The 4,977-nt window shown below is 72.2% G+C and carries 5 protein-coding genes; 3 read left to right on the top strand and 2 right to left on the bottom strand.

The features are described 5' to 3' along the window. Positions 1-42: 42 nt before the first annotated feature. On the bottom strand, positions 43-1,290 hold the full coding sequence (nagA, locus tag FNH08_RS44395; RefSeq protein ID WP_152777186.1) for an N-acetylglucosamine-6-phosphate deacetylase: 1,248 nt from the start codon (positions 1,288-1,290) through the stop codon (positions 43-45). Continuing rightward, a complete protein-coding gene (locus tag FNH08_RS44390) occupies positions 1,290-2,291 on the bottom strand; it encodes an ROK family protein (protein WP_322726440.1) in 1,002 nt (333 codons plus the stop codon). The genes nagA and FNH08_RS44390 overlap by 1 nt, the downstream gene beginning before the upstream one ends. Before the next feature lie 180 nt (positions 2,292-2,471). Here FNH08_RS44390 and FNH08_RS44385 point away from each other — a divergent pair, with 180 nt between their 5' ends. From FNH08_RS44385 to otsB, 3 genes are read left to right on the top strand one after another with little or no spacing between them, the layout of a single operon-like run. Next, positions 2,472-3,731 (top strand): extracellular solute-binding protein, encoded by a 1,260-nt coding sequence (locus FNH08_RS44385; protein WP_152777185.1) that lies wholly within the window; start codon positions 2,472-2,474, stop codon positions 3,729-3,731. 47 nt (positions 3,732-3,778) lie between these two features. Continuing rightward, on the top strand, positions 3,779-4,006 hold the full coding sequence (locus FNH08_RS44380; protein ID WP_152777184.1) for a DUF3263 domain-containing protein: 228 nt from the start codon (positions 3,779-3,781) through the stop codon (positions 4,004-4,006). Positions 4,007-4,041: 35 nt separating this feature from the next. Further along, positions 4,042-4,935 carry a trehalose-phosphatase gene (gene otsB / locus FNH08_RS44375; protein WP_152777183.1) on the top strand — a complete coding sequence of 298 codons (894 nt, stop codon included), beginning with the start codon at positions 4,042-4,044 and terminating at the stop codon, positions 4,933-4,935. Positions 4,936-4,977: the final 42 nt, after the last annotated feature.

The following is a 4,977-nucleotide window of genomic DNA, read 5'->3' as shown; positions in this document are numbered from 1 at the left end:
GGTAGGGGCGGCGGGGGCGAGGAAAAGAGGGGCGACGGGCCGTCAGCGGGACAGCGGGTTCACCACCCACTCACCCCGCCGCATCACACCCACCAGCGCGAACTCCGCATCCAGCACCACCAGATCCGCATCCTTCCCGGGCTCAAGGGAGCCCACCCGGTCGTACACCCCCAACAACCGCGCCGGATTGACGGAGATGGCCGCCACCACGTCCTCCACCGGCAGCCGATCCACCACGACCGCCCGCTGGAACGCCCGGTCCAACGTCAGCGTCGACCCCGCGATCGAGCCACCCTCCACCAGCCGAGCCACCCCCGCGCTCACCTCGACCTCCAGCGGCCCGAGCCGGTACCGCCCGTCACCGAAACCCGCCGCGTCCATCGCGTCCGTGATGAACGCCACCCGAGAGCACCCCGCATGGCGGAACGCCAGCTCCAGTGAGGCCGGGTGCAGATGGACCCCGTCGTTGATCAGCTCGACCGTCACCCGCTCGTCCTCCAGCAGCGCCGCCACCGGCCCGGGCTCACGATGCCCGAGCTGCGGCATCGCGTTGAACAGATGGGTGGCCACGGTCGCGCCCGCGTCAATGGCCTCCACCGTCTGCTCGTACGTCGCGTCCGTGTGCCCGATCGCCGCGATCACCCCGTTCTCCACCAGGAGCCGTACGGAGTCGATGCCGCCGGGCAGCTCGGTGGCGAGCGTGACCATCCTGGCCTGCCCCCGCGCCGCGTCGATCACCTTGCGGACCTCGGCCGGCTCCGGGTCACGCAGCAGCGCCTCGGAGTGCGCGCCCTTGCGGCACGGCGAGATGAAGGGGCCCTCGAAGTGGACGCCCGCGATCTCGCCCTGTTCGGCCAGCTCGGACAGCAGGCCCGCCCGCTGGGCGAGGAAGTCCATGTCCACGGTGACCGTCGAGGCGACGAGCGTGGTGGTGCCGTGCAGGCGGTGGGTGTGGATGCCCTGGAGGATCTCGTCGGCCGTCCCGGAGGTGAAGGACGCGCCGCCGCCACCGTGGTTGTGCACGTCGACGAATCCGGGGACCAGCCAGTGGCCGGTGAGGTCGATCACGTCGGCGCCCTCGGCCACGCCGTGCGCCGCGTCCGCGATCCGCGTGCCCTCGACGACCACGCGCCCGCCGTCCACGATCCCGGTCGGCAGGACCACGCGGGCGCCGGAGAGAACCGTGGGCGCGCCGCGGGAGGCGCGGTTCGAATGCTGCGAGGCGCGGTTCGGCACCGGACTCTGCCGGTCCGGGTCCAGTTCCAGGTCCCGCTCACTGGCCGTGGCCATCAGGGGGTTACCTCCAAAGACGTAGAGGACGATGTAGAGGCCGCTGGAGTGGTGCTCAGCAGATCCCAGGCCATGAGCCCCGCGCCCAGGCATCCGGCGGTGTCCCCGAGGGCCGCGGGGACGATGGACGGCAGCTTCTGAAAGGTGACGCGGCGCCGCACGGCGTCCCGTAGCGGTGTGAACAAGGTTTCCCCGGCCTCGGCCAGCCCGCCACCGATGATCAGGGTGCGCGGGTCCAGCAGAGTGAGCGCGGTGACCAGCCCGTCGGCGAGCGCGTCCACCGCCCCCTGCCAGACCTCCTGCGCCCGCGGGTCACCCGACTCCACGGCCTTCGCGCAGTCCGCCGCGTCCGCCTCGGGGTCCCCGGACGCCGCGGCCCAGGCCTCGCTGACGGCGGCCGCCGACGCGTACCGCTCCAGACAGCCGCGCTGCCGGCACGGACACGGAGTACCCCCGGGCCGTACGACGATGTGGCCGATCTCGCCCGCGAAGCCGTGCGCGCCCGCCTCGACCGTGCCGCCGATGCCGATCGCGCCCGCGATCCCGGTGCCCAGCGGCACGAACAGGAAACGGTCGGCCCCCTGGCCCGCGCCGATCCGTCCTTCGGCGAGTCCACCCGTGCGTACGTCGTGGCCGAGGGCGACCGGAACGCCGTCCAGCCGTTCGCTGAGCAGCGCGCGCAGCGGGACGTCGCGCCAGCCGAGGTTGGCCGCGTAGACGGCGGTGCCGTGCTCGGTGTCGACGATGCCGGGGACGGCGACGCCGGCGGCCGCGGCGGGCTCGCCGAAACGGCGCTCACCGTAGGCGCGAAGCTCGGCGGCGAAGTCGAGGACCGACTCGACCACGGCGTCCGGGCCGCGCTCGCGCCCGGTCGCCCTGCGGGCCTGGTGCAGCAGGGGAGGCGTGGGGGGCGGCCCGTCGGCGGAGGCGGTGCCGTGGGCCCCCACCAGGGCGGCCTTCATTCCGGTGCCGCCCACGTCGAGGGCGATGACATGTCTCACGAGGAACAGTGTGACCCTTGTACCCTGAAGAGGTCTAGTCCACTTACGTGGTGTAGACCTTGTGGCGAAGTTCGGGACGTACAGGCTTGGACACCGGCCTGCGACCCAGGCTGGGCGCACGGGGCCTGGATCAAGAGGTTGGGAGTACGGACGGTGCAACTGCCTGCGCGTGGGCGGCGTATGACGGGTTGGCTCGCGGTGGTGACCGCACTGGGCATGACGGCGGCGGTCGCCGGCTGCACGGGCCCGGCCACAGCGCAGGAGGTCACGCTCAGACTGGTGGCCGCCGAGTACGGCGACTCCCCGGCGAACAGCTCGAAGAAGTACTGGGACGACCTCGTCGAGAAGTACGAGGCCGATCACCCGAAGGTGCGGGTGAAGGTCAGCGTTTACTCGTGGAACCAGGTCGACCGCAAGGTCAAGGACATGGTCGCGGCGGGCAAGGCCCCGGACATGGCGCAGATCGGCGCGTACGCCGACTACGCCGCTCGCGACCAGCTCTACGAGGCCGGACAGCTGCTCTCGATCCCCGTGCAGGCCGATTTCCTGCCCCAGCTCAGCGACGCGGGCAAGGTGAGCCGGATCGCGTACGGGCTGCCGTTCGCCGCGTCCACGCGGGTGCTCTTCTACAACAAGAAGCTGTTCGCCGACGCGGGGATCACCAGTGCCCCGAAGACCTGGAGCGACCTCGCGGCCGACGCGGCCAAGCTCAAGGCCGACGGCGTGAAGACCCCGTACGCGCTGCCACTGGGCCCGGAGGAGGCCCAGGCCGAGACCATGCAGTGGCTGCTGAGCGGCGGCGCCGGCTACACCGACGAGGTCGGCTCCTACCAGCTCGACTCCGAGAAGAACGTCAAGACCTTGACCTGGCTCAAGGACAACCTGGTCGGCAAGGGCCTGACCGGCCCGACGGCACCCGCGAAGCTCAACCGCGCCGCCGCGTTCGCCGCGTTCACGCGCGGCGAGGTCGGCATGCTCAACGGCCACCCGACCCTCATGAAGGCCGCCGCCAAGCGGAACGTGGAGTACGGCATGGTGCCCATGCCCGGCCGCGGCGGCGAGGCCCGCGCCAACCTGGGCGTCGCCGACTGGATGATGGCCTTCAAGCGGAACGGCCACCGCGAAGAGATCGGCGACTTCCTCGACTACGTCTACAGCCCGAAGAACGTGCTGGCCTTCTCCCGCGAGTACGACCTGCTGCCCGTCACGACGGCCGCGTCGCAGACCATGTCCACCACCAAGTCGGACTCCGCCCTCACCCCCTTCCTCGACGAACTCCCGCAGACCGAGCTGCCCCCCGTCGGCAAGACGTCCTGGGCCGAGGTCAGCGCCGCCGTCAAGGAGCGGATAGGCAGGGCCGTCTCGCCGAACGGGAACCCCGAAGCGGTGCTGCAGGGGTTGCAGCAGCTGGCGGAGGCGGCGGAGAACGCTGAGCAGTGATCCGGTAGCGATGGGCGTTGTCAGTGGTGGGGGCTACGGTTCGGGGCATGGACGAGCTGAGCCCGCGTGAACTGGCCATCCTCGCCCTGGAGCGCCGCGGCTTCGTGGGCCCCGGGGCGAAGGAGCGCGCCATACGGGAGCAGCTGGGGCTGGCGCCGGTGCGCTACTACCAGCTGCTCAACGCGCTGCTCGACGACCGGCGTGCCCTGGAGCACGACCCGGTGACGGTGAACCGGCTGCGGAGGGTTCGGGAGGCGCGGCGGTCGGAGAGGTGAGCGTGCGTCGAGCTCTGCCTGGATAGGGTCACATCATGGGCACCCACACGGACTCCCCGGAACCGACGGACCCCAAGGGCACGTGGCCGAGGCCCGCGACGCCCGTGACCCCCGCCGGGCGCGACGGACTCGACGCGATCCTCGCCCACCCCGGGCGAACGGTGGTCGCGCTGGACTTCGACGGGACGCTCGCGCCGATCGTGCCCGATCCGGAACAGGCCCGCGCCCACCCCGAGGCGGTGCCCGCGCTCGCGGCGCTCGCCCCGAAGATCGCCTCCGTGGCCGTGATCACGGGCCGTCCGGCCGGTGTGGCGGTACAGCACGGGGGCTTCTCCGGCGTGGACGGCCTGGAGCACCTGGTCGTCCTCGGGCACTACGGGGCGGAGCGGTGGGACGCGGTCACCGGCACCGTCACGGCGCCGCCGCCCCACCCGGGCGTCGCCGCGGTCCGTGCCGAGCTTCCCGGTGTCCTCGACCAGGCGTCGGCCGGGGAGGGGACGTGGATCGAGGAGAAGGGCCGTGCCGTCGCGGTCCACACCCGTCGGGCCGCCGACCCCCAGGCGGCCTTCGAGGCCCTCCGCGGACCTCTCACCGCCCTGGCCGCCCGTCACGGTCTCGTGGTCGAGCCCGGCCGGATGGTCCTCGAACTCCGGCCGCCGGGGGTGGACAAGGGGGTGGCGTTGCGGGAGTACGTCCGCGAGATCGGCGCCGAGGCGGTGCTGTACGCCGGCGACGACCTCGGTGACCTTCCCGCGTTCACGGCCGTCGAGGAACTGCGTGCCGAGGGCATGCCCGGATTCCTGGTGTGCAGCGGCAGCAACGAGGTCACTGCGTTGGCTGAGCGGGCGGATGTGGTGGTGGACGGTCCGGCGGGGGTCGTACGGCTGCTGGGGGGTCTGGCGACGGCGATCGGCTCGCCTACGACCTGAGCCCCGGGGCCGGGATTTGTTTCGCCCCCGCCGCCCCTACCC

This window comes from Streptomyces spongiae, from assembly GCF_009377185.1.
GTDB classification, from domain to species: domain Bacteria; phylum Actinomycetota; class Actinomycetes; order Streptomycetales; family Streptomycetaceae; genus Streptomyces; species Streptomyces spongiae.
Note: the sequence above shows the minus strand (reverse complement) of the source record. Positions and strands in the feature narration are given on the sequence as shown.